At 63.3% G+C, this 26,848-nt stretch carries 27 protein-coding genes; 13 read left to right on the top strand and 14 right to left on the bottom strand.

Features of this window, described 5'->3' with window-relative positions; translation table 11 throughout:
- The first annotated feature begins 2 nt into the window (after nucleotides 1–2).
- The 9 genes from trbE (at nucleotide 3) to N7E70_RS25405 (ending at nucleotide 8,330) form a co-directional block, all read left to right on the top strand.
- A complete protein-coding gene (gene trbE / locus N7E70_RS25365) occupies nucleotides 3–2,459 on the top strand; it encodes a conjugal transfer protein TrbE (protein ID WP_067965097.1) in 2,457 nt (818 codons plus the stop codon).
- Nucleotides 2,456–3,229, top strand: a complete 774-nt coding sequence (gene trbJ / locus N7E70_RS25370; protein WP_067965099.1) for a P-type conjugative transfer protein TrbJ — start codon at nucleotides 2,456–2,458, stop codon at nucleotides 3,227–3,229. Before trbE ends, trbJ begins: the two co-directional genes overlap by 4 nt.
- Nucleotides 3,230–3,248: 19 nt before the next feature.
- The gene (gene trbK-alt / locus N7E70_RS25375) at nucleotides 3,249–3,536 is read left to right on the top strand and encodes a putative entry exclusion protein TrbK-alt (RefSeq protein ID WP_067967030.1); all 288 of its coding nucleotides are present in this window, start codon (nucleotides 3,249–3,251) and stop codon (nucleotides 3,534–3,536) included.
- 3 nt (nucleotides 3,537–3,539) lie between these two features.
- Entirely contained in the window at nucleotides 3,540–4,877 is a 1,338-nt protein-coding gene (trbL, locus tag N7E70_RS25380; protein ID WP_182574756.1) for a P-type conjugative transfer protein TrbL, read from the top strand.
- Nucleotides 4,874–5,563, top strand: coding sequence for a conjugal transfer protein TrbF (gene trbF / locus N7E70_RS25385; RefSeq protein WP_154385358.1), 690 nt, complete (start codon nucleotides 4,874–4,876; stop codon nucleotides 5,561–5,563). The genes trbL and trbF overlap by 4 nt, the downstream gene beginning before the upstream one ends.
- Nucleotides 5,560–6,540 carry a P-type conjugative transfer protein TrbG gene (gene trbG / locus N7E70_RS25390; protein WP_067965104.1) on the top strand — a complete coding sequence of 327 codons (981 nt, stop codon included), beginning with the start codon at nucleotides 5,560–5,562 and terminating at the stop codon, nucleotides 6,538–6,540. Before trbF ends, trbG begins: the two co-directional genes overlap by 4 nt.
- On the top strand, nucleotides 6,537–7,685 hold the full coding sequence (locus tag N7E70_RS25395; RefSeq protein ID WP_154385357.1) for a TrbI/VirB10 family protein: 1,149 nt from the start codon (nucleotides 6,537–6,539) through the stop codon (nucleotides 7,683–7,685). Before trbG ends, N7E70_RS25395 begins: the two co-directional genes overlap by 4 nt.
- The gene (locus tag N7E70_RS25400; protein WP_067965108.1) at nucleotides 7,682–7,912 is read left to right on the top strand and encodes a DUF2274 domain-containing protein; all 231 of its coding nucleotides are present in this window, start codon (nucleotides 7,682–7,684) and stop codon (nucleotides 7,910–7,912) included. The genes N7E70_RS25395 and N7E70_RS25400 overlap by 4 nt, the downstream gene beginning before the upstream one ends.
- A gap of 160 nt (nucleotides 7,913–8,072) precedes the next feature.
- Nucleotides 8,073–8,330 (top strand): helix-turn-helix transcriptional regulator, encoded by a 258-nt coding sequence (locus tag N7E70_RS25405; RefSeq protein WP_083948686.1) that lies wholly within the window; start codon nucleotides 8,073–8,075, stop codon nucleotides 8,328–8,330.
- 50 nt (nucleotides 8,331–8,380) lie between these two features.
- Here the strand turns inward: N7E70_RS25405 and N7E70_RS25410 are convergent, their stop codons facing one another.
- The 5 genes from N7E70_RS25410 to N7E70_RS25430 form a co-directional block, all read right to left on the bottom strand.
- Nucleotides 8,381–9,730 (bottom strand): HipA domain-containing protein, encoded by a 1,350-nt coding sequence (locus N7E70_RS25410; RefSeq protein WP_154385356.1) that lies wholly within the window; start codon nucleotides 9,728–9,730, stop codon nucleotides 8,381–8,383.
- Nucleotides 9,731–9,735: 5 nt separating this feature from the next.
- Nucleotides 9,736–10,557: a helix-turn-helix transcriptional regulator gene (locus tag N7E70_RS25415; protein ID WP_246340840.1), complete on the bottom strand. Its 822-nt coding sequence runs from the start codon at nucleotides 10,555–10,557 to the stop codon at nucleotides 9,736–9,738.
- 538 nt (nucleotides 10,558–11,095) lie between these two features.
- A complete protein-coding gene (locus N7E70_RS25420; protein ID WP_067965111.1) occupies nucleotides 11,096–12,352 on the bottom strand; it encodes a tyrosine-type recombinase/integrase in 1,257 nt (418 codons plus the stop codon).
- Between the two features lie 293 nt (nucleotides 12,353–12,645).
- On the bottom strand, nucleotides 12,646–14,208 hold the full coding sequence (gene guaA / locus N7E70_RS25425) for a glutamine-hydrolyzing GMP synthase (RefSeq protein WP_263007971.1): 1,563 nt from the start codon (nucleotides 14,206–14,208) through the stop codon (nucleotides 12,646–12,648).
- A 97-nt stretch (nucleotides 14,209–14,305) separates the two neighbouring features.
- Nucleotides 14,306–14,764: a MarR family winged helix-turn-helix transcriptional regulator gene (locus N7E70_RS25430; RefSeq protein WP_263007972.1), complete on the bottom strand. Its 459-nt coding sequence runs from the start codon at nucleotides 14,762–14,764 to the stop codon at nucleotides 14,306–14,308.
- 60 nt (nucleotides 14,765–14,824) lie between these two features.
- On the opposite strand from N7E70_RS25430, the gene N7E70_RS25435 reads away from it, so the two are divergent.
- Nucleotides 14,825–15,148, top strand: a complete 324-nt coding sequence (locus N7E70_RS25435) for a hypothetical protein (protein ID WP_263007973.1) — start codon at nucleotides 14,825–14,827, stop codon at nucleotides 15,146–15,148.
- Here N7E70_RS25435 and N7E70_RS25440 read toward each other — a convergent pair.
- The 5 genes from N7E70_RS25440 to katG all read right to left on the bottom strand — a co-directional run bounded on the left by N7E70_RS25440 (nucleotide 15,145) and on the right by katG (nucleotide 20,518).
- Entirely contained in the window at nucleotides 15,145–15,777 is a 633-nt protein-coding gene (locus N7E70_RS25440; RefSeq protein ID WP_263007974.1) for a 5'-methylthioadenosine/S-adenosylhomocysteine nucleosidase, read from the bottom strand. The two genes, N7E70_RS25435 and N7E70_RS25440, sit on opposite strands and share 4 nt — an antisense overlap.
- A 4-nt stretch (nucleotides 15,778–15,781) precedes the next feature.
- Entirely contained in the window at nucleotides 15,782–16,240 is a 459-nt protein-coding gene (locus tag N7E70_RS25445; RefSeq protein WP_184771279.1) for a PaaI family thioesterase, read from the bottom strand.
- 78 nt (nucleotides 16,241–16,318) lie between these two features.
- Entirely contained in the window at nucleotides 16,319–16,771 is a 453-nt protein-coding gene (locus N7E70_RS25450) for a TspO/MBR family protein (RefSeq protein WP_192318222.1), read from the bottom strand.
- A gap of 102 nt (nucleotides 16,772–16,873) precedes the next feature.
- Nucleotides 16,874–18,157, bottom strand: a complete 1,284-nt coding sequence (locus N7E70_RS25455; protein WP_263007975.1) for an RsmB/NOP family class I SAM-dependent RNA methyltransferase — start codon at nucleotides 18,155–18,157, stop codon at nucleotides 16,874–16,876.
- A 174-nt stretch (nucleotides 18,158–18,331) separates the two neighbouring features.
- Nucleotides 18,332–20,518, bottom strand: coding sequence for a catalase/peroxidase HPI (katG, locus tag N7E70_RS25460; RefSeq protein ID WP_269441428.1), 2,187 nt, complete (start codon nucleotides 20,516–20,518; stop codon nucleotides 18,332–18,334).
- 288 nt (nucleotides 20,519–20,806) lie between these two features.
- Here katG and N7E70_RS25465 point away from each other — a divergent pair, with 288 nt between their 5' ends.
- A complete protein-coding gene (locus N7E70_RS25465; RefSeq protein ID WP_263007979.1) occupies nucleotides 20,807–21,712 on the top strand; it encodes a hydrogen peroxide-inducible genes activator in 906 nt (301 codons plus the stop codon).
- Here N7E70_RS25465 and hisG read toward each other — a convergent pair.
- From hisG to hisS, 3 genes are all read right to left on the bottom strand, one after another.
- Nucleotides 21,681–22,382 (bottom strand): ATP phosphoribosyltransferase, encoded by a 702-nt coding sequence (hisG, locus tag N7E70_RS25470; RefSeq protein WP_263007980.1) that lies wholly within the window; start codon nucleotides 22,380–22,382, stop codon nucleotides 21,681–21,683. The two genes, N7E70_RS25465 and hisG, sit on opposite strands and share 32 nt — an antisense overlap.
- Complete coding sequence (locus N7E70_RS25475; RefSeq protein WP_263007981.1) at nucleotides 22,382–23,497, bottom strand: ATP phosphoribosyltransferase regulatory subunit; 1,116 nt, start codon at nucleotides 23,495–23,497, stop codon at nucleotides 22,382–22,384. The genes hisG and N7E70_RS25475 overlap by 1 nt, the downstream gene beginning before the upstream one ends.
- A 168-nt stretch (nucleotides 23,498–23,665) precedes the next feature.
- Nucleotides 23,666–25,183: a histidine--tRNA ligase gene (hisS, locus tag N7E70_RS25480; protein WP_263007982.1), complete on the bottom strand. Its 1,518-nt coding sequence runs from the start codon at nucleotides 25,181–25,183 to the stop codon at nucleotides 23,666–23,668.
- A 190-nt stretch (nucleotides 25,184–25,373) separates the two neighbouring features.
- On the opposite strand from hisS, the gene N7E70_RS25485 reads away from it, so the two are divergent.
- On the top strand, nucleotides 25,374–25,556 hold the full coding sequence (locus N7E70_RS25485; RefSeq protein ID WP_182574770.1) for a hypothetical protein: 183 nt from the start codon (nucleotides 25,374–25,376) through the stop codon (nucleotides 25,554–25,556).
- A 29-nt stretch (nucleotides 25,557–25,585) separates the two neighbouring features.
- Nucleotides 25,586–25,972: a hypothetical protein gene (locus N7E70_RS25490; protein ID WP_263007983.1), complete on the top strand. Its 387-nt coding sequence runs from the start codon at nucleotides 25,586–25,588 to the stop codon at nucleotides 25,970–25,972.
- Between the two features lie 37 nt (nucleotides 25,973–26,009).
- Here the strand turns inward: N7E70_RS25490 and N7E70_RS25495 are convergent, their stop codons facing one another.
- On the bottom strand, nucleotides 26,010–26,648 hold the full coding sequence (locus N7E70_RS25495) for a DNA-3-methyladenine glycosylase I (protein WP_263007984.1): 639 nt from the start codon (nucleotides 26,646–26,648) through the stop codon (nucleotides 26,010–26,012).
- Nucleotides 26,649–26,848 lie beyond the last annotated feature (200 nt).

A 26,848-nucleotide genomic window follows, 5' to 3' on the forward strand; every position in this document is an offset into this window, starting at 1 on the left:
CCATGATGAACCTTGCCGAATACCGAAACCGAAATGCCCGCCTCTCGGACTTCCTGCCCTGGGCAGCGCTCGTGCGCGAGGGCGTTGTCCTCAACAAGGATGGCAGTCTCCAGCGCAGCGCCCGATTCCGCGGCCCGGATCTCGACAGTTCGGTCGCAGCTGAGTTGGTCAGCATCGCAAGCCGTCTTAACAACGCTTTCCGCCGCCTCGGCTCGGGCTGGGCGATCTTCGTCGAAGCCCAGCGTCATGCAGCCGGTGCCTATCCGGAAAGCACATTCGCAGACCCCGCCTCCGCCCTGGTCGATGCCGAACGCAAGGCCGGCTTCGAAGAGGCCGGAGCCCACTACGAGTCCTGCTATTTCCTGACCTTCACTTATCTGCCCCCAGCCGAGGACACCGCGCGCGCGGAAAGCTGGCTCTATGAAGGCAAAGCCGAAAGCGGCGTCGATCCGCACGAGATCGTCGCCGGCTTCATCGACCGCACCGACCGTGTGCTGCAACTCGTCGAAGGTTTCATGCCGGATTGCGCATGGCTCGACGATGTCGAGACTCTGTCTTATCTCCATGCCTGCATTTCGACCGAACGTCATCGAGTGCGCGTTCCCGAGACGCCGATGCATCTTGACGCGCTGCTCGCGGACCGGCCCCTCGCTGGCGGGCTCGAGCCACGTCTTGGCGACCAACATCTTCGTATTCTCACCATCGTCGGCTTTCCGACCGCGACCACGCCTGGAATCCTCGACGAGCTCAATCGTCTCGCATTCCCCTATCGTTGGTCGACCCGCGCAATCCTCCTCGACAAGGCTGACGCGACGAAGCTGCTGACCAAGATCAGGCGGCAATGGTTCGCCAAGCGCAAGTCGATCGCAGCAATCCTCAAGGAGGTGATGACCAACGAGGCTGCTGCTTTGGTCGACACAGACGCGGCCAACAAGGCTGCCGACGCCGATCTCGCCCTGCAGGAACTGGGCGCCGACTATGCCGCACAGGCTTATGTCACTGCGACGCTCACCGTCTGGGATGCCGATCCGCGTGTCGCCGACGAAAAGCTGCGGCTCGCCGAGAAGGTCATCCAGGGGCGCGACTTCACATGCACGCCCGAGACCATAAATGCCGTCGACGCCTGGCTAGGTTCGTTGCCCGGTCACGTCTACGCCAATGTGCGGCAACCGCCGCTCTCCACGGTCAATCTAGCCCACATGATCCCGCTTTCGGCTGTTTGGGCAGGACCACAAAAAGATGAGCATTTCGCAGCGCCCCCTCTGCTATACGGTAAGACCGAAGGCTCAACCCCGTTCCGTTTTTGCCTTCATGTCGGCGATGTCGGTCACACGCTGATCGTAGGCCCAACAGGTGCTGGCAAATCAGTGCTGCTCGCCCTGATGGCACTGCAGTTCCGCCGCTATCGCCATTCGCAGGTCTTCGCCTTCGATTTCGGCGGCTCGATCCGCGCCGCTACGCTCGCCATGGGCGGCGACTGGCACGATCTTGGTGGCGACCTGACTGGTGATACTGGCGAGCCGGTACAACTCCAGCCACTCGCGCGCATCCATCACGTACCGGAGCGTGCCTGGGCAGCTGACTGGATTGTCTCGATCCTGGTACGTGAAAGCGTCACGATCACGCCAGAGATCAAGGAGCATCTGTGGTCGGCACTGACCTCTCTCGCCAGTGCTCCGGTCCACGAGCGCACAATCACCGGCCTCAACGTCCTGCTCCAGTCAAATGACCTGAAACAGGCACTACGCCCCTACTGCGTCGGAGGTCCTTATGGCCGGCTACTTGACGCCGAGTTCGAGCGGATCGGCGAGACATCTATCCAGGCCTTCGAAACCGAGGGGCTGGTCGGTACGGCTGCCGCGCCTGCGGTGCTTTCTTATCTCTTTCACCGCATCGAGGACCGGCTCGACGGGTCGCCTACGCTCATCATCATCGACGAGGGTTGGCTCGCACTCGACGACGATGGCTTCTCCGGCCAGATCCGGGAGTGGCTGAAGACGTTGCGCAAAAAGAACGCCAGCGTCGTCTTCGCCACGCAATCGCTGTCCGACATCGACCGCTCCGCGATCGCGCCCGCTATCATCGAGAGCTGCCAGACCCGGTTCTTGCTGCCGAACGAACGCGCAATCGAACCGCAGATCACCGCTATCTACCGACGTTTCGGCCTCAACGATCGCCAGATCGAGATCCTGGCGCGCGCGACGCCTAAGCGCGACTACTATTGCCAGTCTAGGCAGGGCAACCGGCTCTTTGAACTCGGGCTTTCCGAGGTCGCTCTCGCGCTTTGCGCCGCATCCTCAAAAACCGACCAGACGCTGATTGCGCAGATCCTCGGTGAACATGGCCGCGACGGCTTCCTCGCCGCCTGGCTGCGCGCCCGCGGCGTCGATTGGGCGGTCGACCTCATCCCCAACCTCACCAATCTCGTCCCCCAGTATGAGAAGGAACCCACGCCATGACCACCCAACCCTCAACGCTTCGCGCCGCCTTGATTGCGGCAACGGTTCTTTCTGTGACCGGAGCGCTTTCGCCCGCGCTGACGAGCCCGGCGCACGCCTTCTTTGGTCGGATTGTCTACGATCCGACCAACTACGCACAGAACGTGCTCACCGCTGCCCGCACGCTTGAGCAGATCAACAACCAGATCAAAAGTCTCCAGAATGAAGCGCAGATGCTCATCAACCAGGCGAGGAACCTGGCGAGCCTACCGTACTCGTCTCTCCAGCAGCTTCAGCAGTCGGTCCAGAAGACGCAGCAGCTTCTCAGCCAGGCGCAGAACATCGCCTTTGACGTGCAGCAGATCGACCAGATGTTCGAACAGAAATATGGCAGCGTCTCCTTGTCGGCCTCCGATCAAGAGCTCGTCGCCAACGCGCGGACACGCTGGAAAAACACCGTGGGTGGCTTGCAGGACGCCATGCGAGTGCAGGCAGGTGCAGTGGAAAACATCGAGACCAATCGTGCCCAGATGTCGGCTCTGATCGGCCAGAGCCAGAATGCCGCCGGCGCGCTTCAGGCAACACAAGCCGGCAACCAGCTACTGGCGCTCCAGGCTCAGCAACTCGCCGATCTCACTGCAGTCATCGCTGCCAATGGCCGGGCGCAGGCACTCACCGACGCCGAACGTGCAGCCGCTGCCGAACAGGGCCGGGAGCAGCGCCGCCGCTTCCTGACCCCGGGTTCCGGCTATGAGCCCGGCAATGCCCGCATGTTCAACAATGGCAACTGACGGCCAGAGGAGAACATCGATGGATGGCAAGATGCTTGCGCGCCTCGGCGCAGTCGTGTTCGTCGCTGTCGCCGTCACGGCGACAGCGATTGAACTGACCCGGAAGCAACCAGTGCCCGCGACGGCGCCGGTGCTGGTTCTACGGCCCGAGGCCAATCAACTGCACGAGAGACAGCGCCGGTGCCAGCAGCTTGGACTGAAGGCGGCTGAAGACGTCGAATGCCTGCGCGTTTGGGCAGAAACACGCGACCTGTTCCTTGGTCGCACGCCCGTGCCTCCTGCTCCGCGAATTCAGGAAGAGCGGTGAAGCATGGGAGGCGCCGGCGTTATCGACAACTTCCTCGGAGTCTTCGCCCGTTACATCGACAGTGGGTTTGGCCTTTTGGGCGGAGAAGTCGCCTTCATCGCCACCACGCTGATCGTCATTGACGTGACGCTGGCAGCTCTGTTCTGGAGCTGGGGCGCTGACGACGACATCATGGCGCGGCTGGTCAAGAAGACACTGTTTGTCGGCGTCTTCGCCTATCTCATCTCCAACTGGAACAATCTCGCAAACATCGTCTTCGACAGTTTCGCGGGCCTCGGCCTCAAGGGCTCCGGCACGGGGTTCTCGACGGCGGACCTGATGCGCCCCGGCAAGGTGGCACAAACCGGCCTCGATGCAGCCAGGACGCTGCTTGCGTCCATCTCCGACTTGATGGGATGGGTGGCATTCTTCGAGAACTTCATCCAGATCGCCTGCCTGCTCTTCGCCTGGGCGCTCGTCATCCTCGCCTTCTTCATTCTGGCGATTCAGCTCTTCGTCACACTGATAGAATTCAAGCTGACCACCTTGGCCGGCTTCGTGCTGATCCCCTTCGGACTGTTCGGCAAGACGGCCTTCATGGCCGAACGTGTGCTCGGAAACGTTGTCTCCTCCGGCATCAAGGTGCTGGTGCTCGCCGTGATCATCGGCATCGGCTCGACATTGTTCAGCCAGTTCACGCAAGGTTTCGGCGGCCAGACCCCGAGCATCGACGACGCGATGGCTGTCGTGCTCGCTGCCCTGTCGCTGCTGGGTCTCGGCATCTTCGGTCCCGGCATTGCGTCGGGGCTTGTCAGCGGTGGACCCCAGCTTGGCGCCGGAGCGGCGGTGGGCACGGGTCTTGCGGCAGGTGGTATGACGCTGGCCGCTGCTGGTGCTGCTGGTCTTGCGGCCAAGGGCGGCGCTGCCGCCGTCTCGGCTGGCGCGGCAGCCGTCCGTGGCGGTGCACTCGCTTCTGGCGCGGCGTCATCTGCCTATTCGCTCGCCTCCCTCGGTCAGTCCGGCGCGGCCGGTAGCGCCTCCGGACTGGGGGGCGTTGCACATGTCGCAGGCAACGCGGCGACATCGCCGCTTCGCAGGGCTGCCGCTAGCGTCAGGTCAAGCTTCGCCGACGGCGTCAAGGCCGGCTTCAGCGCGACCGGCGGCTCCTCGACCATGGGCTCGGTCGGAGGCACGGCTGAGGCTGCGCCAGCTTCCACCATCCATGCGCCCGGCTGGGCGCAGCGTATGCGTCGGTCCGGCCACATGAGCCATGCTGTCCAGACAACCGCCCACGCCATCCGCTCCGGCGACAGCCATGCCTCCGCCTCTTCCGTCAACCTTCAGACAAGTGATCGTTCATGAACCTCTTCAGGCGACCCGCCGCGCATTACGGCAAGACACCTCAACCCGAGACCCCCTATCAAAAGGCCGCGCAGGTCTGGGACGAACGCATCGGCTCGGCCCGCGTTCAGGCCAAGAATTGGCGCTACATGGCGTTTGGATCGTTGATCCTTTCCGGCGTGTTCGCCGCGGCACTCGTCTGGCAGTCGACGCGCGGGACCGTCGTGCCCTGGATCGTGCAAGTCGACAATCTCGGTCAGGCGCAAGCTGTCGTGCCGGCAAGCGCCGACTATCGGCCAACCGATCCGCAGATCGCATGGCATCTCGCCCGCTTCATCGAACAGGTCCGCTCGATCCCGGCGGACCCGATCATCGTCCGCCAGAATTGGCTGCGTGCCTATGACTGGACCACGGATCGCGGTGCTGCGGCGCTCAACGACTATGCTCGCACCAACGACCCATTCACCAAGGTCGGCAAGCAACAAATCGCGGTTGAAGTCTCCTCGGTGATCCGCGCCTCGCCAGATTCGTTCCGCGTCGCCTGGACCGAACGCCATTACGAGAGCGGGAAGCTCTCCACGACCCAGCGCTGGACTGCAATCCTGACCAACGTGATCCAGCCGCCACGCGATGCCGAAAGGCTCCGCGCCAATCCGCTCGGCATCTATGTCAATGCCATCAACTGGTCACAGGAGATGAGCCAATGAACCGGCCGACGATCCGCAGAGGCGGCAACCCGTCCTTCCGCAAATCCGTAACTCCAGTCCTTTTGCTTTCCGCCATGCTCGCGGGCTGCGCCACCAGCAAACCGCCTGTGATCAGCTACGACGCCGACGTGCCGCCCCTCCCTGCGATCCCCATGGCTGCGGCAGATGTCAAACAGAAGGCTCTCCATATCCCGCCTGCCTGGACCCCGGCACGTGGCGGTAGTGCCGCCTTGACCCCGACAGCGCGTGTCGAGAATGCCAATGCCGCCGCGCGCGTCCAGCCACGCCGCGAAGGCTATTACAATGCCATCCAGATCTATCCCTGGAGCGAAGGCGCCCTCTACCAGGTCTATGCCGCGCCCGGGCAGATCACCAACATCGCGCTCGAACTCGGCGAGAGTCTGACCGGCGCAGGCCCGATCGCCGCCGGTGACACCGCTCGCTGGATCATCGGAGACACCGAGAGCGGTAGCGGGATCACCCGGCGTACACATGTGCTGGTAAAGCCTACACGCGCCGACATCTCGACCAACCTGGTCATCACCACCGACCGGCGCACCTACATGATCGAGCTGCGTTCCGGCGAAAAGCCATATATGCCGGCGGTGGCCTGGGCCTATCCAAAGCAGCCAGCCGGACAGCGCCAAGCCATTCCGGCAACACCACTCATTCCGGCTGTCGCAGCGCGGAACTATCGCTACGGGCTTAAGGGCGACAATCCACCTTGGCGGCCTGTCGCTGTCTATGATGACGGCCGGCGCGTCTTTGTCGAGTTTCCACGCGGCATCGTGCAGGGCGAGATGCCGCCACTGTTGATCATCGGGCCGGACGGCGAAGCCCAGATCGCCAACAGCCGCATCTACCAACACGTCCTGATCGTCGATCGCCTGTTCGGCGCAGCCGAACTTCGTCTTGGCGGCGGGGATCGGCAGCAGACCGTAAGGATTGTGCGCACTGATGGAAGGCCCTCGTCATGAGTGAGACAGACAATGTCGCTCCGATGCGCCTTCGCGCCGAAACACCGCGCATCACCCGCCTGTCGCCAAAGGTCATCGTCGGCGTCGGCGTCGTCGCCTTGCTCGGCATCGGCGGTGCACTGATTTATGCGCTTCAGACGCGCGTGCCCGGCGCCGACGACCAAGAGCTCTACTCGACCGCCAATCGGCAACCCGCCGACGGTCTCGCCGGCTTGCCGCGCGACTATGCCGGCCCGATCCTCGGGCCGGCGCTACCCGGCGATCTCGGCCGGCCTATCCTCGATGCACAGAACAGGGGGCAGCCCGTGGTACCACCCACGATCATGGCACCGCCTGTCGATGAGGCGGAACAGCGCCGGCGCGCCGAGGAAGAGGCCGCACGGACGAGCACAGTCTTTTTCCAATCACGGGGAGGATCAGCCGGGACGGTCGGGAGAGGCGAACAGGAAGCGGCTTTTCCGGGCCTTGATCTGAGCGGCCAGCTTGGGCAACAGACCATGCAAGACAAACAACTGGCTTTCCTCAACGCCGCCGCCGACAGAAATACAGTGGCGCGCGACCGCGTCATGCCACCGGCATCGCCCTTCGTCCTCCAGGCTGGCGCTGTCATCCCGGCCGCACTCATAACTGGCATCAGGTCCGATCTGCCTGGACAGGTCACCGCGCAGGTGACGGAGAACGTTTACGACAGCCCAACCGGCCGCGCCCTGCTCGTGCCGCAGGGCACCCGGATCATCGGGCAGTATGACAGCAACGTCCAATTCGGTCAGCGCCGCGCACTTCTTGTCTGGAACCGGCTCATTTTTCCGAGTGGCCGTTCCATAGTTCTCGAGCGTCTGCCGGGCGCCGATACGCAAGGCTATGCCGGCCTCGAGGATGGGGTGGACTATCACTGGTGGGATCTGGCCAAGGCCGCCGGTCTCTCCACGCTGCTCGCCGCCGGCGCGGAGTTGGCGATCAACGACGAGCACCGGCTGTTGCGCGCAATTCGCGACGGAGCGCAGGATACGATCAACGATGCCGGCCAACAGATAATTCGCAGGCAGCTCACCGTCGCGCCGACGCTGACCATCCGGCCGGGTTTCCCGGTACGCGTCATCGTCACGCGTGATCTCGTGCTGGAGCCCTATGGAGCAACGCAATGACCAAGCTGAAACTACACCCCATCGCCGATGACAGGCCCGTCAAGGTAACGTTGGAGCTTCCAGCGTCGCTGCATCGCGATCTCAAGACTTATGCCGACATCCTCAGCCGCGAGAGCGGTCAGTCGGCAACCGAGCCCATCCGTCTGATCGTACCGATGCTCCAGCGCTTTATCGCGACAGATCGCGGGTTTGCGAAGGCTCGGCGGACGCCTCATCTGAATCCGTAGCGCAGGCGCAGCCTGTTGACGGCTGTTCCAGTCCGGAGACGCCACCTAGTCCTGTATGTGCGAGATTCCCGCCGCCTGTACGACGCATTGATTTTGGTCCTTCTCCTCTCGATCACAATCGCCTTCAGTCACCTCCAACGAAAAATCGAAGGAGAGATCGATGGCCCAGGAGAGGGATTTCGCGATCAAGCGGACGATTCGACGCAAGGAGCTGCGGCAGATCATACCGCTGGCCGACAGCACCATCTACGAAATGGAGCAGCGAGGGCAATTCCCCCGCCGCTTCGCCCTCACACCGAGATGCGTGGTCTGGGATCTCAGTGAGGTTCACACCTGGCTCGCAGCCCGTAGAGCCACTCCAATCCAGCGCACACCAGCGCCGGACCTCAGCAAACGGCGACCTAGATCGTCGAAATAGACAGAGCAGGCTCGTTGACACAATCGCCTGGGGCGCAGGCCCGGTCCTCGTCAACTCATGTGCCATCCACCAGCCTTGCTGATAAACGCATCCCGCTCCCTGGCCGCGTCGGGTATTTCTATCTCCAAAGCGCCGAGCAAAGCTCTGATGTTGGACGCAATCAAGTCTGCGAAGCGCTTCTCATTTTTTTCGAGAGCCTTCAGATGGCTGGCCAGCGCAAACGCAATATCTCTCGCGTATCGCTGAGCCAGGCGCCTCCGTCCCGCAGCGTTTTCGATCCCTAGCGCTTGGAAAAACGCGTCGAGCGCGCTCGGCGTAACTTCGTCGAGCGTCTTTGCCTCACCGATGCTGTAAGGCAGTTCGTCAGTCAGGCTGTCGTCCAGTCGCGTGGGCAGAATGTCGTAGCGCGGCGCCAGGCGGACACGGCCGCCCGGCTCGTAAAGGAGAGCGAAATTCTTGGCATGGCCATCGGCATTACCCACCAAGAGATCAAATATCGTGGCTTGAATGAAGGCTTCCTTGGCCCGGGCAGGGTCAACGGTCTGTTCAAGTATCTTGCGAATGCCGGAAACATCAAAACGACGGCCTTCCCTCCCTCGCCGCTCATACTTCATCGAGGCAGGCAGCCCGAGAGCCTGGGCGAAATCCTCTTGATGCAGGCGTACGACCCTGCCCAGCCTATCTCGCCCGCGGTCGAAACGGGTGACGAGAAGGGCTTCGATTCCCCCAACCGGAAGCGCTGTAGCTTCCGCCGTCTCCATACCCAATTTCCGCGACAGATCCATCGCCTCTGCCTCATACCGCGCATCACGCTTATGCCCCTGATCCGGCACCTTCAGAATGTGCGTTGTTGGCGCACCTGATCCCGGGTTCGGTTCGGCAAACCTTCCGTCCGGAAGAACTGTCAATGCGATCTTGCTTTGCACACCAGCCAGCGGAGATGGATCCTCCATTCCGGTGGGCAAACGCGTGCGATTGTGGAGTGCCTCGACAATCGCAGCGAGCCGGTCTGGTGGTATAGGGACATAGTCCCGTTCGTAGTCGCCCGGAACCTTGGCAGGCGGCGATCCCATTGGGAGGACAGAGAGAGCCCCTGCACAGTCCTTCCCGAGATGAAACAGCAGGCCAGCGATGTCGTCTCGGGCAAGCCCCTCTCGCTCCATCACTTCCGTTAGCGCGCCGTCTCGCTCCTGAAGGAGATTGTCGAAAAAGGCCCGCGCGGCAACATCGGGGTAAGGCCCCCCAACGAGCGGAAGAGACAAAGATAAGGGGGCGGCATCGGGGTTCGCGAGATAGCGTCTGTTGTATCCGAAAGCGACGGCACCCCTTTCGTCACGTACGAAGACGCCAACAGGATCATCAAAACCATCCAGCCTTACATCAAGGGCAAGAAGATCCACGTCAGTCACCTCTGCCGAGCAAAGAGCGATATGCCGGCCGTGCGGGCGACCTTCAGAACTTTGCCCAGTTCGAGAGTCGGCTTGCCGTTTTCCAGCTCGGACAGAAACCTGCGCCCGACACCCGCCAGGTCAGCGAAGCTCTGCTGCGATAGATGGCGGGTTTCGCGTGCGCGACGCACCAGCAGTCCGAGATCTGAAGGAGAGACCACCTCCAACCCTTCCGCTTCCGTGTCACGAATAGCCCGCGACGCGATCGCATTATCGTCTCCCGTCGCCCTATTCTGCTGTTTATACGAATCCTGAACCGAATGCGGCAGGGAGACCCGTACACCTTGCGGCATGTCCGGAAGCTGAAGGTCGATCTTCGGCGCCACTTCGGAGCCCCCCCCAAACAGGGTATCTGCACCCTCAGACTGCAAGAGCGCCTTGGCGAGATCTGTTGCGTTTAGTTTGAGGCCATGGTCCGATGGCAACAATCCCTCCCCGAGGTTTGTGAGCGCATCTTTGGGAACGGTGAAATCAGCAAGGTGTTTCGCCAGGTCTTTAGTTGACTCAGGAAACGGGCGTGGCAGCGTGACCTGAACTGGTTCCAGCAAATCCGGGATCTGGAGGTCGATCTTGGGCGGTAGAGTTGGCAAATGCTTGTCAAAGTCGCTGGCAATCCCCAATCGCGAAAACGCCTTGACGAGATCTGTCGCGCTTAGAAATGGCGCGTTGATATCGGCAGCGTGCTTCGCCAGGTCTTGAGAGACAACCTGCCCAGCAAGCTTCGCAAGCTCCGTAGCGCTTTTGTCACTCAGAGTGGATTGAGGTTTCTTACTCGCCATATGTTTGCTCCCGATCGGGAACATAGCGACATGCCATCGATGTTTCAAGGGGAGGCTGATCCCGATCGGTATCATAGATCGAAATCAGCTCCCGAACGGGATCAGTTGGACGAAAAACGTTCACTTGAAACCACACCGCTACCGCTCGGGAGCAGGACACTCTGAAGGCGCGCATAAGACCGCACCCAGGGCTTACGGTGTTGCTGTCTAGTGGCTTTCCGCGGGGAAAAGCGGGCCCTTCACGTGGACCAGAGCAGCGAGAGCGGCGCCTCCTGAAGCTGTCGCCCCCCGAAAGTCATCCGCTTTATCGTTGCCAACGCCTTGAATGCCAACGGCCACGCCGATCTTCGATAATCACGTCGACTTCATCGCGGTCCTTTGTATCCGGCCAATTTAAAGCGAGATTACGTCCATTCTTAAGCAAGAGACCGTCAATCTTTCGCCTGCACAGAGCTGCCGGAACTGTCGGCACGAGACTTCGGCGCATTTGCTGCATCTGGTGCATCGGTGCCGGCGATAGGCGCCGATCACCGCGCGTTCAAAGAGATGGATCAGGCTCAAAGATCGGCAGCGAGGGCGGGATGAGAACAACCGCATGTCGCCGACCTTCGATCCAGGCGTCCACCATATCAGACCATTCCTGCATCATATGGCGGCGCTGCAGTTCGTACTCGGCCTTATTGTAGACGCCTCGTGACGAGCGACCATCTTCATGTGCGAGGCATTTTTCGATCCAATCGCTGTTGAAGCCCAGTTCATTGAGTAGCGTCGACCCCGTCCGCCTCAGATCGTGCACGGTGAAGGCCTCAAGGGGCAGACCGTCCTTCTTCGCCTGCTCGACGACAAGGTAGGTGACCCGATTAAATGTGGCCCGCGACATTGGCGCATCGGCATCATAGCGTGAAGGCAGCACGTAACGAGAGTTACCGGCGCAGGTCTTCAGCGCGATGAAGATGTCGAGCATCTGACGCGACAGATACACATTGTGCGCCTTGGACCGCTTCATGCGCTCCTTCGGGATCGACCAGACTGCGTTTCCGAAATCCACCTCATCCCAGGTCGCATCCTGAAGCTCGCTCTTTCGAACCATGGTCAACAGAAAGAGCTTCATTCCCAACCGAATGGTCGGAAGGGTTGCGATCTTCTCCAGGGTCTTCAACATCACACGGATTTCGGCCGGCGACAGCGAACGATCGCGTGGCACGAAATGCGCGATAGACGCGGGCCCCACTTCATCTGCGGGATTAGCGACCTTCTCCCCGTGCAGGATGGCAAAGCCATAAATCTGCTTCAGGATATCGCGCACATGGATTGCGGTCGCGGGTGCCCCTCGCTGGACAATCTTTGCGCAATGGGCACGCAGATCGTCAGGCGTGATTTCTGTGAGCAGGCGGTTTCGCCAGACAGGCAATAAATCGCGCTCGAAGATTGATCGGCGCATCGCGCGCGTGCTCTCGGCCATAGGCGCTCCTTCAAGCCACTTCACGCCCAACTCGCCGAAGCTCCTGGCCTCCTTCAGGCGCCGCTTATCGCGCTGCTTTTCCAGCGCAGGAGACCGCCCCTCGCGAACCGCCCGCCGGGCATCGAGACAAAGCTCGCGCGCTTTGGCAAGTGAAATACCATCCCGGCCGTACCTGCCGAGATAGACCGTCTCGCGCCGACCATTGATCCTGTAATCCAGGCGAAATGAGATCGCGCCGCTAGGCATGACGCGAACGTACATGCCGTCGCGGTCCGCCACCTTGTACATTTTTTGCTTTGGCCTCAATGACTTAAGGGCAACATCCGTCAACATGCGAGCACTTCCTCCGGAAAGTACCGTCAGGGGTATTTCAGAGGCTCGTGGCGAATAAATCTGTTTTAATTCAATGAGTTATTCGCCAAAAAGTACCGTCACGACCCTCGTTTCCTGTGACGGTACTTTCGAAAGTCGCGGAGCGCAATATGGGGGAGGCCCGTCAGAACGCACGACAGGTCCGTCTGCTGCCTGCCGATTGTCCTCGACAGGCCTAAACAGAATTTATCTTTTATTACAGGCAGTTAGATCGCAGCGTAGCGTACTTTTGGATACGGCCGGATGGGCCTGAATCATTCCCACTCGATCGTGCCGGGCGGCTTCGAAGTGACGTCGTAAACGACACGGTTGATGCCGCGGACCTCGTTGATGATGCGGGTGGCGGCCTGGCCGAGGAAGTTCATGTCGTAATGGTAGAAGTCGGCGGTCATGCCGTCGACCGAGGTCACCGCGCGGAGCGCGCAGACGAACTCGTAGGTACGACCGTCGCCCATGACGCCGACGGTCTGGACCGGCAGCAGCACGGCAAAGGCTTGCCAGATCGCGTCGTAGAGGCCGGCCTTGCGGATCTCGTCAAGGTAGATCGCATCGGCTTCGCGCAGGATTTCGAGCTTCTCGCGGCTGATGCCGCCCGGGCAACGGATGGCGAGGCCCGGTCCGGGGAACGGATGGCGGCCGATGAAGCTGTCCGGCAGGCCGAGTTCCTTGCCAAGCACGCGGACCTCGTCCTTGAACAGCTCGCGCAGCGGCTCGACCAGCTTCATGTTCATGCGCTCGGGCAGGCCACCGACATTGTGGTGCGACTTGATGGTGACCGAGGGACCGCCGGTGAAGGAAACGCTCTCGATGACGTCGGGATATAGCGTACCCTGGGCGAGAAAGTCGGCGCCGCCGAGTTTCTTGGCCTCTTCTTCGAACACTTCGATGAACAGGCGGCCGATGGTCTTGCGCTTCTTCTCCGGATCGGACTCGCCTTCAAGCGCCGAAATGAAGCGGTCGGAGGCATCGACCAGGATCAGCGGCAGGTTGTAGTGCTCGCGGAACATGGCGACCACATCGGCCGCCTCATTCTTGCGCATCAGGCCATGGTCGACGAGGATGCAGGTCAGTTGGTCGCCGACGGCCTCGTGGATCAGCAGTGCCGCGACAGACGAGTCGACGCCGCCCGAAAGGGCGCAGATGACCTTCTTGTCGCCGACCTGCTTACGGATCGCCTCGACGGCATGCGCGCGATAGGCGTGCATGGTCCAGTCGCTCTCGATGCCGGCGATGTTGTGCACGAAGTTGCGCAAGAGCTTCGCGCCATCAGGCGTGTGCACGACCTCGGGGTGGAACTGCACGGCGTAGAAATTGCGGCTCTCGTCGGCGATGGCTGCAAAGGGCGCGCCGTTCGAGGTGCCGATGACGCGGAAGCCCTCGGGGATCTCGGTGACGCGGTCGCCGTGGCTCATCCACACCTGGTGACGGGTGCCCTTGGCCCAGACGCCCTCGAACAGCGGGCTGTCGTCCTGAATCTCGAGAAAGGCGCGGCCGAACTCGCGGTGGTGGCCAGCCTCGACCTTGCCGCCGAGCTGGGCGCACATGGTCTGCTCGCCGTAGCAGATGCCGAGCACCGGGATGCCGGCGGAAAAGACGGCTTCAGGGGCGCGGGGGCTGCCGATGTCGACGGTGGAATGCGGGCTGCCCGAGAGGATCACCGCCTTGGGGTTGATCCGCTTGAAGGCTTCTGCGGCCGACTGGAAGGGCACGATCTCGGAATAGACCCCGGCCTCTCGCACGCGACGCGCAATGAGCTGCGTCACCTGGCTGCCGAAGTCGATGATGAGGACGGTTTCGGGGTGCTCGGAGTTCTTCATGGCGGGCGTTTAAAGAAAGAATCACGTCTGTGCAATGGGCTCGATTGCATGGGTGACAAGTGCGCTGTGCAATGCCCGGCCCAGCCCGCCGAGCCTATCATCGGGCTTGCGGTTCAGCGAGGGCGCGCAACGCTGCCATCAAGGCATCGAAGCCGCCCTCACCCAGATGCTGCCGGTAACGCTTTTCGATGTCGAGCTTGATGGCGTCGCCGTCGTCGAGCGCGGCAAGGCCTTTTGCGGTGTAGAGAACCAGCTTGCCGCGCTTGTCCTCAAGATCGGGCGCGCGCTCGATGACGCCCTCCGCCTCCAGCCCGTCGAGCAGTTGCTGCACCGCCTGCTTGGAGATGCCAGCGCGTTCGATGAGCGCCGCCTGCCTGGTGCCGCGGCGCGCGATGTGGCCGAGCAGGCCGGCGCGGCTTTCGCTGAACCAGCCATGGCCGGCCGCGCGCATCGCCTCCGCGAACTCGGCCTGCCAGGCGCGGCTCGCCTGCCACAGGCGCCAGCCGACATGGTCGGGCAACGGCTTCGCCGCATTTTTGTCAAGCTGCTTGACCATTTTTCCAATCACGCATATCGTCAAGAACCTTGACCAACTGGATAGCAAGAGGAAACGACGATGGCAATTCTCGATCAGGCCGCGCTGAAGGTGCTGATGCCAGGCACGACCCACGTGCTCGACCGCAATGGCAAGGAGGCCTATGTCTATTTCGAGACCGGCGATGTGGCACACATGCTGCTCGACGACGGCGAGACACGCACGGGAACATGGGCGCTCGCCGAGGGCGGCTATGTCGTCGACTGGGACAATGGCGTGACCGGCCACTGGGCGCTCGACCACGAGGCCGGCGAAATCACCTATGTGAACAGGGACCGCGACGTCAAAGTGCGGCTTGCCGGCATCCTGTTCGGCAACGCCAAGGACTTGCCGCGCCTTGCCTAGAGCCTCAGCTCGCCACTCTGGATGGCGCGGCCGAGCAGGTTGACGGCATGCGCCAGCTTTTCGTCGACGACGTGGAGATACTCGGTCCAGTCGTCGATATGACTGATGTCGGCGGCGCCGTCCGAGATGCCGCGCAGGCCGATCAGCGGCACGCCGAAGAACTGACAGGCGCGCAGCACGGCGAAGGTCTCCATGTCGACCATGTCCTCGGGGATCGCGTCGTAGGCGCTGCCCGAAATGATGGTGCCGCCGGTGGAGAGGCTCGCCTCCCTGACGCCGGGAATGCGCAGCGGCAAGTCCACCGTCGCCGGCAGATCGAGGAAGGGCGTGGTGCCCTTCGCAAAGCCGAGTGCGGAGGCATCCATGTCGCGATAGGCAAGCGACACGGCCTGGTAGACTTCGGTCTGTTCCAGCCTGCGGCTGCCGGCCGACCCAAGGCAGACAACGAGATCGGGCAATCCGTTGCAGGCGGCGAGCCGGGACAATTCGGCACCGACAACGACGCCTGATTCGACCGGGCCGACGCCGGTCATCAGCGGTTCGAACAGTGCGCGCAGATGCGGGCCATATTCGGCGTCGACGGCCATGACGAACAAGACGTTGCGGCCGGCGAACTGGGTGATCGGCATGGTCTCAGCCCTCGATGCCGTCGCGGCCGGCAACGGCCATCATCGTTCCGGTCATGGTGGCGATCAGCTTGGCCTCGCCGTCGGCCGCTATGGCATAGGCCTGACCGTCGGCGACGACGATGGTGCGGCCCGGCTTGGTGACGGAGCCGCGGAACAGGAAGCGCTCGCCCTTGCCGGGTGCCAGCAGATTGACCTTGAACTCGATGGTCAGCACGCTCGAATTCTCGGGCATCAGCGAAAAGGCCGCGTATCCGCAGGCGGAATCGAGAGCGGTGGAAATAACGCCGGCATGCAGGAAGCCATGCTGCTGGGTCAGCTCTCCGGAATAAGGCATCTCGATCTCGACGATGCCTGGAGTGACCAGCGTCAGTTCGGCGCCGATGGTGCGCATCGCGCTCTGGCGCGCGAAGGACGACCTGACGCGCTCGTCATAGTCGGCCGCGGGTACGATCTTGGCTGCCATATCGGATGTCCTCTTGGCTTCGCTTATCGCAAAGCCGGCAAAAGCTGGCAACCGGAAATGCTGCAGTGCAAAAGGCAATCAGTTGAGCCACCACAGCGACGCGTTGAGCAAGGTGGCGAAGGCGACCCAGACGGCATAAGGCGCAAACAGCCAGGCAGCGACACGGTCCGATTTCGCCGTAGTCGCCATGAAGCCGAGGATGGCGGCAAGCAAGGCCAGGATGACCAGCAGGGCCAGGCCCATCTGCTGCAGTCCGAAGAAGGTCGGCGACCACAGGAAATTGAGCACCAATTGAGCAACCCACAGGCGCATCGCAGCGCCATGAGGATCGCTGGACCAGACGCGCCAGCCGGCGAGCGCAATCAGGACATACAGCACCGACCAGACCGGGCCGAAAATCCAGTTTGGCGGATTGAAGAACGGCTTGGCGAGCCCGGCATACCATTCGCCCGGCAGCGTCAGATAGCCGATGAGCAAGCCGCCGCCGAAGACGACGACGATGAAACCGAGCAAGGCGACGTATCTGTTCATGCGACCTCCTGCACTGCGCACCCGAGGCGCAGAACGCCAAAGGCCGGATCTGGTTGCACATTTCGCTCCGCCACAGCGCAGAACGACCTGTGCTACCCGAGATCAGGCGCGACGCATCGCGGCGAAATAGAAGCCGTCGGTGCCGCTGCGGGCCGGGGTCAACGACAGGCCCTGTTCCCCGAAGCGTACGGCATCGCTGCGACCAGGAAAATGCTGCGACCAGAGGGCCTGGTGGTCGACGGTTTTGAAGCGTTCGTTGCGTTCGATGAACGCTGCGACCTGGTCGGCATTCTCTTCGTCGAAGACCGAACAGGTGATGTAGACGACGAGCCCGCCCGGCTTCACATAGGCGCTGGCGGTGTCGAGAATAGCCGACTGCTCGGCCTTGCGCACGTCAAGCTGGCGCTGTGTCAGTCGCCACTTGGCGTCGGGCCGGCGGCGCCAGGTGCCGCTCCCGGTGCAAGGCGCGTCGATCAGCACGAGGTCCATGTGGCCGGTCAGGGCCGAGAGTTCGGACGGCTTGGACACCACCTGGACATTGCGGTTGTCGGAGCGACGCAGCCGGTCGAACATCGGCGCGAGCCGCGACTTCTCGGAATCATGGGCGAAAATCTGGCCGCGGTTTTCCATTGCCGCCGAGAGCGCGAGCGTCTTGCCGCCGGCACCGGCGCAGTAATCGAGAACCTGCATGCCGGGCAAGGCGCCGGCCAGTTCCGCGGCCAGCTGCGAGCCCTCGTCCTGGATCTCGAACCAACCCTTCTGGAATGCCGGCTCGGCCTGGACATTGGGATGGCGGCCGCTGCCGTCGATGGGCGGAATGCGGACGCCGTGCGGAGCAAGGGCCGTGGGTGCTGCCTGGGTGCCTTCGAGTTCGGCAACGACGCGGTCGCGGTCGGCCTTCAGCGTGTTGGCGCGGATGTCGAGCGGCGGACGCGCGGCCAGGGCCGCCCCCTCGGCCACCCACGCCGCGCCGAAGGCGCGTTCGAGCAGCGGCGCGCACCAGTCGGGGCAATCGGCACGGACGGCGTCGGGCGCCTCGTCGAGCTTGTGGCTGGCAATCGTCGCCAGTTCGGCAGCGCTCAGCGGCTCGGGCGCGAACTTGTCGCCGTCGAGCGTCTGGTTGAGCGCTTCGGCGGATTGGTCCCATTCGAGCAGCAGGGCGCCGAAGCCGAGCGCGCGCGAGGTCTCGTCGCCGACCAGCCAGCCGGCGGAACGCTTGCGGCGCAGGGCGTCGTAAACGATGTTGCCGATCGCGGCGCGGTCGCCGGCGCCGGCAAAGCGATGGGACAGGCCCCAATCCTTCAGAGCATCCGCAGCGGGCCTGTGCCGCCTTTCGATATCGTCGAGCACTTCAATGGCCGCAGCCAGTCGTCCGCCAAGTCGCATGTTCGGTTTTCCGCTTTCGGTTGACCCGTATCAGGCCTAGCTAAACAGCAGCGGCGGAATGCACAAGCGCTGGCCCGCCTTGTCGGGGCAAAAACTTCCGGCAATGACCGGCGGCGCAAAATGAAACAGGCGCGGATCGCTCCGCGCCTGCCTCGTTCAATCGAATCGGCCTCTTTATGCGAAGCGGTCGGCGTTCATCACCTTGTTCCAGGCAGCGACGAAGTCCCTGGTGAACTTCGCACCGGCATCGGCCGAACCATAGACCTCGGCCAGGGCGCGCAGCTGCGAGTGCGAGCCGAACAAAAGGTCGACGCGGGTCGCCAGCCACCTGGCTTCACCGCTGTTGCGGTCGCGGCCCTCGAACACGTCCTTGGCAGGCGATGTCGCCGTCCACACCGTGCCCATGTCGAGCAGGTTGACGAAGAAGTCGTTGGAGAGCGTGCCGGGACGGGCGGTGAAAACGCCGTGGGCCGTGTCGCCTGTATTGGCGCCGAGCACGCGCAGGCCGCCGACGAGCACGGTCAGCTCCGGTGCGGTCAGCTTCAGCAGTTGCGCACGGTCGACGAGGTTCTCCTCGGCGCTCAGGCGCTGGCGGCCGCTGGTGTAGTTGCGGAAGCCGTCGGCGGTGGGTTCGAGCGGAGCGAAGGACTCGACGTCGGTCTGCTCCTGCGAGGCGTCCATGCGGCCAGGCGTGAAAGCCACCGTGACGTCGTTGCCGGCATCCTTGGCTGCCTTCTCGATGGCGGCGGCGCCGCCGAGCACGATCAGGTCGGCGAGCGACACCTTCTTGCCGCCCGACTGCTCGGCGTTGAACTCGCTCTGGATCGCCGAAAGCTTGTCCAGCACCGAGGCCAGCTGCGCCGGCTGGTTGACGGCCCAGTCCTTCTGCGGGGCAAGGCGGATGCGCGCGCCATTGGCGCCGCCGCGCATGTCCGAACCGCGGAAGGTCGAGGCCGAAGCCCAGGCGGTCGAGACCAGTTGCGACACTGAAAGCCCCGAACCGAGGATCTTGGCCTTGAGGGCCGCGACATCGGCATCGTCGATCAGCACGTGGTCGACAGCCGGGATCGGATCCTGCCAGATCAGCTCTTCCTTGGGCACCAGCGGGCCGCGATAGCGGGCAAGCGGGCCCATGTCGCGGTGGGTGAGCTTGAACCAGGCGCGGGCGAAGGCATCGGCGAACTGATCCGGGTTTTCCAGGAAGCGGCGCGAGATCTTCTCGTATGCGGGATCGAAGCGCAGCGCGAGGTCGGTGGTCAGCATCGCCGGCGCGTGACGCTTGGACTTGTCATGCGCGTCCGGCACGGTGCCGGCACCCATATTGTGCTTGGGCGTCCATTGGTGTGCGCCGGCCGGGCTCTTGGTCAGCTCCCACTCATAGCCGAACAGGTTCCAGAAGAAGTTGTTCGTCCACTTGGTCGGCGTCGTCGTCCAGGTCACTTCCAGGCCGGAACCGATGGTATCGCCGCCCTTGCCGGTGCCGAAGCTGTTGTGCCAGCCAAGGCCCTGCTGCTCGATGTCGGCGGCTTCAGGCTCGACGCCGACATTGGCGGCGTCGCCGGCGCCGTGGGTCTTGCCGAAGGTGTGGCCGCCGGCGATCAGCGCCACGGTCTCCTCGTCATTCATCGCCATGCGGGCGAAGGTGTCGCGGATGTCACGCGCCGCTGCCAGCGGATCGGGATTGCCGTTGGGGCCTTCCGGGTTGACGTAGATCAGGCCCATCTGGACGGCGGCCAGCGGTCCTTCGAGCTCGCGGTCGCCGCTGTAGCGCTCGTCGGCCAGCCACTTGCCCTCCTTGCCCCAGTAGATGTCCTGCTCGGGCTCCCAGACGTCGGCGCGGCCGCCGGCGAAGCCGAAGGTCTTGAAACCCATAGATTCCAGCGCGACGTTGCCGGTCAAGATCATCAGGTCGGCCCAGGAAATCTTGCGGCCATATTTCTGCTTGATCGGCCACAGCAGGCGGCGGGCCTTGTCGAGGTTGACGTTGTCAGGCCAGCTGTTGAGCGGAGCGAAACGCTGCTGGCCAGCACCTGCGCCGCCACGACCGTCGCCGATGCGGTAGGTGCCGGCGCTGTGCCAGGCCATGCGGATGAACAGCGGGCCGTAATGACCGAAGTCGGCCGGCCACCAGTCCTGCGAATCCGTCATCAGCGCGGTCAGGTCCTTGATCACCGCGTCGAGGTCGAGGCTCTCGAACTCCTTGGCGTAGTCGAACGCCTCCCCCATCGGGTCGGACAGGCTGGAATGCTGGTGCAGGACGCTGAGGTCCAGCATGTTCGGCCACCAGTCACGATTGCCGGTGCCGGTGGGCTTGTGGGCGACAGGGCATTTGCCCGCGCTCGTCTCGGTCTTGGTATCCATGTTGATCTCTTTCCGAACGTCTTTGCGTGGTTATTTTCGACCTGGTCGGGCGACGCCAGGCCAGAAGCGGTCAGGCCGATGCGGCCATGGCGGGGTCGGGCACCGCGGCGTTCCTGAAAATCGTCAATTGCGTCATGGCTTGCGCCCTCCCTCTGGATAGAACTTGCTAGACCGTTTTAGGCGCGAAACTGAATACTGTATACCGCCTTGATTGGAATAGTTCCAGTCTAGGATGCGATGTCGATAAAGCCAAATTGCCTTTTCTAAGAAGTTTGATAGCTTTTGATTATGATCCGCCTCACGATCCGACAGATGGAATATTTCGCCGCACTGGCCCAGACGCTGCATTTCGGCCGCGCCGCCGAATATGCCGGCGTCAGCCAGCCGGCGCTGTCGACGCAGATCGCCGAGATGGAGGAACGGCTCGGCTGCACGCTGTTTGAACGCGGCGGCAAGGCGGTGCGCCTGACCGAGGATGCGCTGGAACTGCTGCCGCGCATCGACAGGATTCTCGCCGAAATCCGCGAGGTCGAGGCAACGGCACGGCGCGGCCGGCTGGCGATGGAAGGGCGGATGCGGCTCGGCATCATCCCGACGGTGGCGCCCTACCTCTTGCCACATGTGCTGCCGGCGCTGAAGGAGGAATACCCGAATCTCAGGCTTGAACTGCGCGAGGCGATCACCGGATCGCTCGCCGAGGACGCGCTCAACGGGCGCATCGACGCCTTCGTCGCCGCCTTGCCGCTCGACCATGCCGGGCTGACGACACAGGAGCTGTTTTCCGACCGCTTCTATCTCGCTGTGCCGGCCAACGACCCCGACTTCGTGTCACCGCCGGTACCGCCGGAAAGCCCGGCGCTCGAACGGCTGATGCTGCTCGAGGAAGGACACTGCCTGCGCGAGCAGGCGCTTGCCGTGTGCGGCAGCGTCAAGCCGGTGGCGATGGCCAATTATGGCGCGACCAGCCTGACGACACTCTTGCAGATGGTGGCGCACGGCTTGGGGGTGACGCTGATGCCGGAGATGGCGGCAGGCCCGGCGGGCGACCAGCGCGACTTGAAGATCGTGCCCTTTGCCGAACCGGTGCCGGAGCGGCGCATCTGCCTGGCCTGGCGTCGCAACAGCCCGCGGCACAATGAGTGCCTGGAGTTGGCGCGGATCGTCAGCGGCTTGCGGCCGCTACTGCGGCATTGAATGCGGCGAGCGTCGCCTCGTCGGCCGCATTGCGGGCCTTCAGCGACTGCACCAGACAGGCCTGCGAGCGCAGGATGACGCCGTCCGACAGGATCTTCAAATGATTGGCGCGCAGCGTCGAGCCGGTCGAGGTGATGTCGACGATGACGTCGGCAGAGCCTGCGGCCGGTGCACCTTCGGTGGCGCCGAGGCTTTCCACGATGCGATAGACCTGGATGCCGTGCATCTGGGAGAAGAACTGCTGCGTCAGCCGCCAGTATTTGGTGGCGATGCGCAGACGGCGGCCATGACGCTGGCGGAAATCGGCGGCGACATCGTCGAGGTCGGCCATGGTGTCGACGTCGAGCCAGATATCGGGCACGGCAACGACAACATCGGCATGGCCGAAGCCGAGACGTGCCATGATCGCGGCCTTGCGTTCCCAGTCGGCGAGGTTTTCGCGGATCAGGTCCTCGCCCGTAATGCCGAGGTCGACATTGCCCTGGCCGATCTCACCCGAGATCTCCGACGCCGAGAGAAATGCGATTTCGATATCCGCCCTGCCTTCGATGGTGGCGCGGTAGCGGCGGTCGTCGTCGGGCAGGTTGACGGTGAAACCGGCCTTCGCCAGCACCTCGAGCGCCTGTTCCTTGAGGCGGCCCTTGGAGGGAAGTGCGATCGTAATGGCCATCAGCGCGCCTCCCTCAAGGCTTCGATACGGTCGAGCCAGACGGAGAAGCCGACGCCGGGAATGGGCTTGCCGGCGCCGAGCAGGGTCAGCAGGCGGTCATAACGACCGCCGCCGGCCAGCGGTCGGTCCGCGTCGGGACCTGATATCTCGAACACCAGACCGGTATAATAATCGAGCGGGCGGCCGAAGGCGGCATCGTAACGGACGGAACCGGCGGTGAGACCGTGGTTCGCAATGACCTTGGCGCGGGCGGCGAAATTGTCGAGTGCGGCCCCCAAAGTCAGGCCGGCACCGGCGGCAAATTCCTTGAGCGCTGCCGGTGCCTCGTCGAGCACCACGTCGATGGCAAGGAAGCGTTCGAGCGCTTCGAAGGCATCGCTCGACAGCCGCACGCTGCGCAGTTCGGCCTTTTCGATCAGGCGGCGGGCAATATCGTTGGGCGTGCGGCCGGCGGAAGGCGAAAGACCGGCCTGCTCCATGCCGGCGGCGATGTGGGCGGCCAGCGCGTCGTGGTCGGCATCGGCGACGAGCGAGGCCGCGGGCTCGGCCAGAGCCGAGCTGCGGGTGGGCGCTGCGAGATCGCCAAGCGCTGCCAGAAGCTCGGCCGAGCCGAAGGCACGGGCCAGGCGCATGCGCCAGCCGCGCGGCAGGCCGAGTGCGGCCAGCACCGCCTCGAAGATCGCCTGGTCGCCGAGCGTGACGGTGAGCTCGCGCCCGGGCAGGCACAACGACAGCAGTGCATGCGCATCGGCCACCGAACGCGCGTCGGCCGCGGCGATGTCCTTGTCGCCAAGGTCCTCGACGCCGGCCTGGAAGAATTCGTTGCCGCCTTCGCGGCGCTGGCGAAACACCTCGCCGAGATAGGAATAGCGGCGCGGCGTGCCCGACTGGGTGTGGATGTGGTCGAGGCAGACCGGAATGGTGAATTCCGGCCGCAGGCAGAGCGACGCACCGGTCTCGCTTTCGGTCAGGAAGATACGGCGGCGCAGGTCTTCGCCGGCCATGTCGAGAAACGGATCGGCCGGCTGCAGCACCGGCACATCGACGGCATCGGCCCCGCGCGCGGCGAAGAGCTTCAGGATATCGGATGCGATAGCGGGGTAGCGCGCGTTCATGGCCTGCGGACCTCTAGGTAAGCGAGGCGCTGCCCCTCACCCTTACCCTCTCCCCGTAAACGGGGCGAGGGGGACGTCAGCGTTGCGGCCATCCTCCTTCTCCCCGTTCCACGGGGAGAAGGTCCCGGCAGGGGGATGAGGGGCAGCGCAAACAGCTGCATGCATTCACTAGCCACGGCTGCGATCTTCCGCCTGTGCGGCCAGGACCTTCTTCACCTCGGCAACGAGATCGCCTTCCGGCACGGTGATCTGTGCGGGCCGCGCAGCACGCCATTCGGCATTGTCGGTGATCTCGGCCGACAAACGAGCACCCTCGATCAGGTCCTTGATCTGGATTTCTCCGCGCGCACGCTCGTCGCCGCCCTGGATGATCACGACGCCCGAGCCCCTGCGGTCGGCGTATTTGATCTGCGCCTTCATGCCGGCGCCGCCGAGATACATTTCGGCGCGCACGCCGGCGCGGCGCAGCTCGGCGACCATTCTCTGGTAGCGGCCGAGGCTTTCGGTGTCCTTGTCCATGACCAGCACGACAACGGGGGCGACCACGTCAGAGGTGTCGAGCTTGCCGAGATTCTTGAGCGCGGTCATCAGCCGCGACACCCCGATGGAGAAGCCGGTCGCCGGCACCGGCTCGCCGCGGAAGCGCGAGACGAGGCCGTCATAGCGGCCGCCGCCGCCGACCGAACCGAAGCGCACCACCTGGCCGTCGTCATTGGGGATCTCGGCCAGAAGCTCGGCCTCGAAGACCGGACCCGTGTAATATTCAAGACCGCGCACGACGGACGGATCGACCTTGACGCGGCCGTCGTCATAGCCGGCTGCGGCGGCAAGAGCACCGATCTGAGCGAGCTCCTCGACGCCCTCGGTTCCCCTGGCATTGCCGGCGACGATGGCGCGCAAATTCTCGGCGGTGGTCGCCGCATCGGCAGAGCCGGCCTCGGTGAAGGCGATGACGGTTGCAATCGCGGCTTCATCCAGGCCGGCACCCTTGGTGAAGTCGCCCTCGCCTTCGGCACCGCCGTCCCAGCGCCCCTTGCCGAGCAGCAGGCGCACGCCTTCGGGGCCGAACTTGTCGAGCTTGTCGATGGCGCGCAGCACGGTGAGGCGGCGGTTGACGTTGTCGTCGCCGCCGAGGCCGATGGCCTCGAGCACGCCGTCGAGCACCTTGCGGTTGTTGACGCGGATGACATAGTCGCCGCGCTTGATGCCGAGCGCTTCCATCACGTCGGCCATCATCATCGTCATCTCGGCGTCGGCCGCGACACCAGGCGTGCCGACCGTGTCGGCGTCGAACTGCATGAACTGGCGGAAGCGGCCGGGGCCGGGCTTCTCGTTGCGGAACACCCAGCCGGAGCGGTAGCTGCGGTAGGGTTTGGGCAGCTTCTCATAGTTTTCGGCGACGAAGCGCGCCATCGGTGCGGTCAGGTCGTAGCGCAGCGACAGCCACTGCTCGTCATCGTCCTGGAAGGAAAAGACGCCTTCGTTGGGCCGGTCCTGGTCGGGCAGGAATTTTCCAAGCGCGTCGGTGTATTCGATCAGCGGCTGGTCGACCGGCTCGAAGCCGTAGAGCTCGTAGACTTCGCGAATCCTGGCCATCATCTTCTCGACGATCCGGATGTCGTCCGCGCTGCGGTCGACGAAGCCGCGCGGCAGTCGCGCTTTCATCTTTTCCGATTTGTCGGCCATGGCGAGAATTCCGCTGTTTTCCAGAAATTTTGGCCGCGATCACGGCGCGGCGTGTCGTAACCGAAATGGGATGGAGCGGCAAGCGGTTGGCTTGCCACCGGCAAGCCGAAACATTTCCACAATTTGACCGACATCGTGCCGATACAGCTTGAAGCGACAAGGCGCAGCATTGAATGCCAGGACGAACACCATGCCCACGATTGCAGCAGAACTCGACAAGACCGCAACGCAGCCACTGCCGGCGCGGCGCGAACAAGCCGCCCCGAAGCGGGCGTCGTCGTTCGGGGATACGCTGCTTGCAGTGGGGCTCGTGCTCTATCCGGCGCTTACCGCCGTCGGTGCCATCGCAGCCGGCATGATGTTTTCCGCATAGGACCCTTAGCGGTCCCGAAAGGCACTGCCATGCCACGGATCGTCTCAACCGCAGCGCTCTGCGCGCTGTCGCTTGCCGCAGGTCTTGCAACGGCCGCGGCCTGTTCACCCGGCGACCCCAGGCTCGCCGGACATTACTATCTCAACGGCGTCATGGAGGTCGGCTCCGAACTACTGCTCCGGCCGAACGGAAGCTTCGAATTCATGCTCGCCTATGGCGCCAACGACCAATATGGCAAGGGCTGCTGGGTCAAGCGCGGCGCGACCGTCGAGGTCATCCCGGCCGGCCGGAGTGCGGCCTCGCGCCGCCACACACCCGACGACCGCAGTTTCGGCGGTCTGGTGCTGACGGTTTCCGGCCGGTCGCTGGTCTGGAACATCGCCGGCAGCGGCTACAAGGGCCGTTACGAGCGTTAGGTTCCTTCCCCCTTTTTGAAGAAGGAACAGTGCCCCCTTACGCCGGCCGCTTGAACGCCTTGCGCTCGGCTTCGATCTTGCCGCGGCACATGCAGCCTTCGATATGATCGTTGACCATGCCCATCGCCTGCATGAAGGCATAGACGGTGGTCGGGCCGACGAAGCTCCAACCGCGCTTCTTCAACTCCTTGGAAATGCGCGTCGAGGTGGGCGTCGTCGGGTTGGCGATCAGCGTGGGATAGTCGACGACCTTCGGCCGCTCGTCCGGGCCGGGCTCGAACTTCCAGAACCACGCCGCGAGCGATCCGGCCTCATCGGCCAGCTCGCGAGCCCGTTTGGCATTATTGATGGTCGAGACGATCTTGCCGCGATGGCGGACGATGCCGGGATTGCCAAGCAGCCGCTCGATGTCGGTTTCGCCGTACTCGGCGACCGTGTCGAAGTCGAAGCCGGAGAAGGCCTCGCGAAAGCTCTCGCGCTTGCGCAGGATGGTCAGCCAGGACAGGCCGGACTGGAACCCTTCGAGGCAGATCTTTTCGAACAGCCTGACGTCGTTGACGACCGGCCGGCCCCATTCATTGTCATGGTAGTGCAGATAATCGGGCAGCGTGCCCGGCCAGAAGCAGCGTGTCACCCCATCCGCGCCGACCATCAGGCCCGTCTTTTTCTCGTCCATGTCCATTCCGTTCGTTAACAGTCCAGTGCATGACCCCGAAAATCGAAAGCCGATTTTCGGAAAACAATCATGCACCAACCCAAAGTGTTACAGCGTCCTTTGCGCGTCCAAGAGGACGCGCGGCGCTCTAATCGCACACTGATTTACCGGTGGTTTACCAGACTCCTGAACCGGCCGGTAACCACACTGAAAGCTTTCCT

It is taken from the genome of Aminobacter sp. NyZ550, assembly GCF_025628925.2.
Taxonomy (GTDB): Bacteria; Pseudomonadota; Alphaproteobacteria; order Rhizobiales; family Rhizobiaceae; genus Aminobacter; species Aminobacter ciceronei.

What these genes read in the sequence shown, in the direction of transcription:
- trbE (WP_067965097.1), top strand. Translation starts at nt 3, where the DNA reads ATGATGAACCTTGCCGAATACCGAAACCGAAATGCCCGCCTCTCGGAC.
- trbJ (WP_067965099.1), top strand. Translation starts at nt 2,456, where the DNA reads ATGACCACCCAACCCTCAACGCTTCGCGCCGCCTTGATTGCGGCAACG.
- trbK-alt (WP_067967030.1), top strand. Translation starts at nt 3,249, where the DNA reads ATGGATGGCAAGATGCTTGCGCGCCTCGGCGCAGTCGTGTTCGTCGCT.
- trbL (WP_182574756.1), top strand. Translation starts at nt 3,540, where the DNA reads ATGGGAGGCGCCGGCGTTATCGACAACTTCCTCGGAGTCTTCGCCCGT.
- trbF (WP_154385358.1), top strand. Translation starts at nt 4,874, where the DNA reads ATGAACCTCTTCAGGCGACCCGCCGCGCATTACGGCAAGACACCTCAA.
- trbG (WP_067965104.1), top strand. Translation starts at nt 5,560, where the DNA reads ATGAACCGGCCGACGATCCGCAGAGGCGGCAACCCGTCCTTCCGCAAA.
- N7E70_RS25395 (WP_154385357.1), top strand. Translation starts at nt 6,537, where the DNA reads ATGAGTGAGACAGACAATGTCGCTCCGATGCGCCTTCGCGCCGAAACA.
- N7E70_RS25400 (WP_067965108.1), top strand. Translation starts at nt 7,682, where the DNA reads ATGACCAAGCTGAAACTACACCCCATCGCCGATGACAGGCCCGTCAAG.
- N7E70_RS25405 (WP_083948686.1), top strand. Translation starts at nt 8,073, where the DNA reads ATGGCCCAGGAGAGGGATTTCGCGATCAAGCGGACGATTCGACGCAAG.
- N7E70_RS25415 (WP_246340840.1), bottom strand. Translation starts at nt 10,557, where the DNA reads ATGGCGAGTAAGAAACCTCAATCCACTCTGAGTGACAAAAGCGCTACG.
- N7E70_RS25420 (WP_067965111.1), bottom strand. Translation starts at nt 12,352, where the DNA reads ATGTTGACGGATGTTGCCCTTAAGTCATTGAGGCCAAAGCAAAAAATG.
- guaA (WP_263007971.1), bottom strand. Translation starts at nt 14,208, where the DNA reads ATGAAGAACTCCGAGCACCCCGAAACCGTCCTCATCATCGACTTCGGC.
- N7E70_RS25430 (WP_263007972.1), bottom strand. Translation starts at nt 14,764, where the DNA reads ATGGTCAAGCAGCTTGACAAAAATGCGGCGAAGCCGTTGCCCGACCAT.
- N7E70_RS25435 (WP_263007973.1), top strand. Translation starts at nt 14,825, where the DNA reads ATGGCAATTCTCGATCAGGCCGCGCTGAAGGTGCTGATGCCAGGCACG.
- N7E70_RS25440 (WP_263007974.1), bottom strand. Translation starts at nt 15,777, where the DNA reads ATGCCGATCACCCAGTTCGCCGGCCGCAACGTCTTGTTCGTCATGGCC.
- N7E70_RS25445 (WP_184771279.1), bottom strand. Translation starts at nt 16,240, where the DNA reads ATGGCAGCCAAGATCGTACCCGCGGCCGACTATGACGAGCGCGTCAGG.
- N7E70_RS25450 (WP_192318222.1), bottom strand. Translation starts at nt 16,771, where the DNA reads ATGAACAGATACGTCGCCTTGCTCGGTTTCATCGTCGTCGTCTTCGGC.
- N7E70_RS25455 (WP_263007975.1), bottom strand. Translation starts at nt 18,157, where the DNA reads ATGCGACTTGGCGGACGACTGGCTGCGGCCATTGAAGTGCTCGACGAT.
- katG (WP_269441428.1), bottom strand. Translation starts at nt 20,518, where the DNA reads ATGGATACCAAGACCGAGACGAGCGCGGGCAAATGCCCTGTCGCCCAC.
- N7E70_RS25465 (WP_263007979.1), top strand. Translation starts at nt 20,807, where the DNA reads ATGATCCGCCTCACGATCCGACAGATGGAATATTTCGCCGCACTGGCC.
- hisG (WP_263007980.1), bottom strand. Translation starts at nt 22,382, where the DNA reads ATGGCCATTACGATCGCACTTCCCTCCAAGGGCCGCCTCAAGGAACAG.
- N7E70_RS25475 (WP_263007981.1), bottom strand. Translation starts at nt 23,497, where the DNA reads ATGAACGCGCGCTACCCCGCTATCGCATCCGATATCCTGAAGCTCTTC.
- hisS (WP_263007982.1), bottom strand. Translation starts at nt 25,183, where the DNA reads ATGGCCGACAAATCGGAAAAGATGAAAGCGCGACTGCCGCGCGGCTTC.
- N7E70_RS25485 (WP_182574770.1), top strand. Translation starts at nt 25,374, where the DNA reads ATGCCCACGATTGCAGCAGAACTCGACAAGACCGCAACGCAGCCACTG.
- N7E70_RS25490 (WP_263007983.1), top strand. Translation starts at nt 25,586, where the DNA reads ATGCCACGGATCGTCTCAACCGCAGCGCTCTGCGCGCTGTCGCTTGCC.
- N7E70_RS25495 (WP_263007984.1), bottom strand. Translation starts at nt 26,648, where the DNA reads ATGGACGAGAAAAAGACGGGCCTGATGGTCGGCGCGGATGGGGTGACA.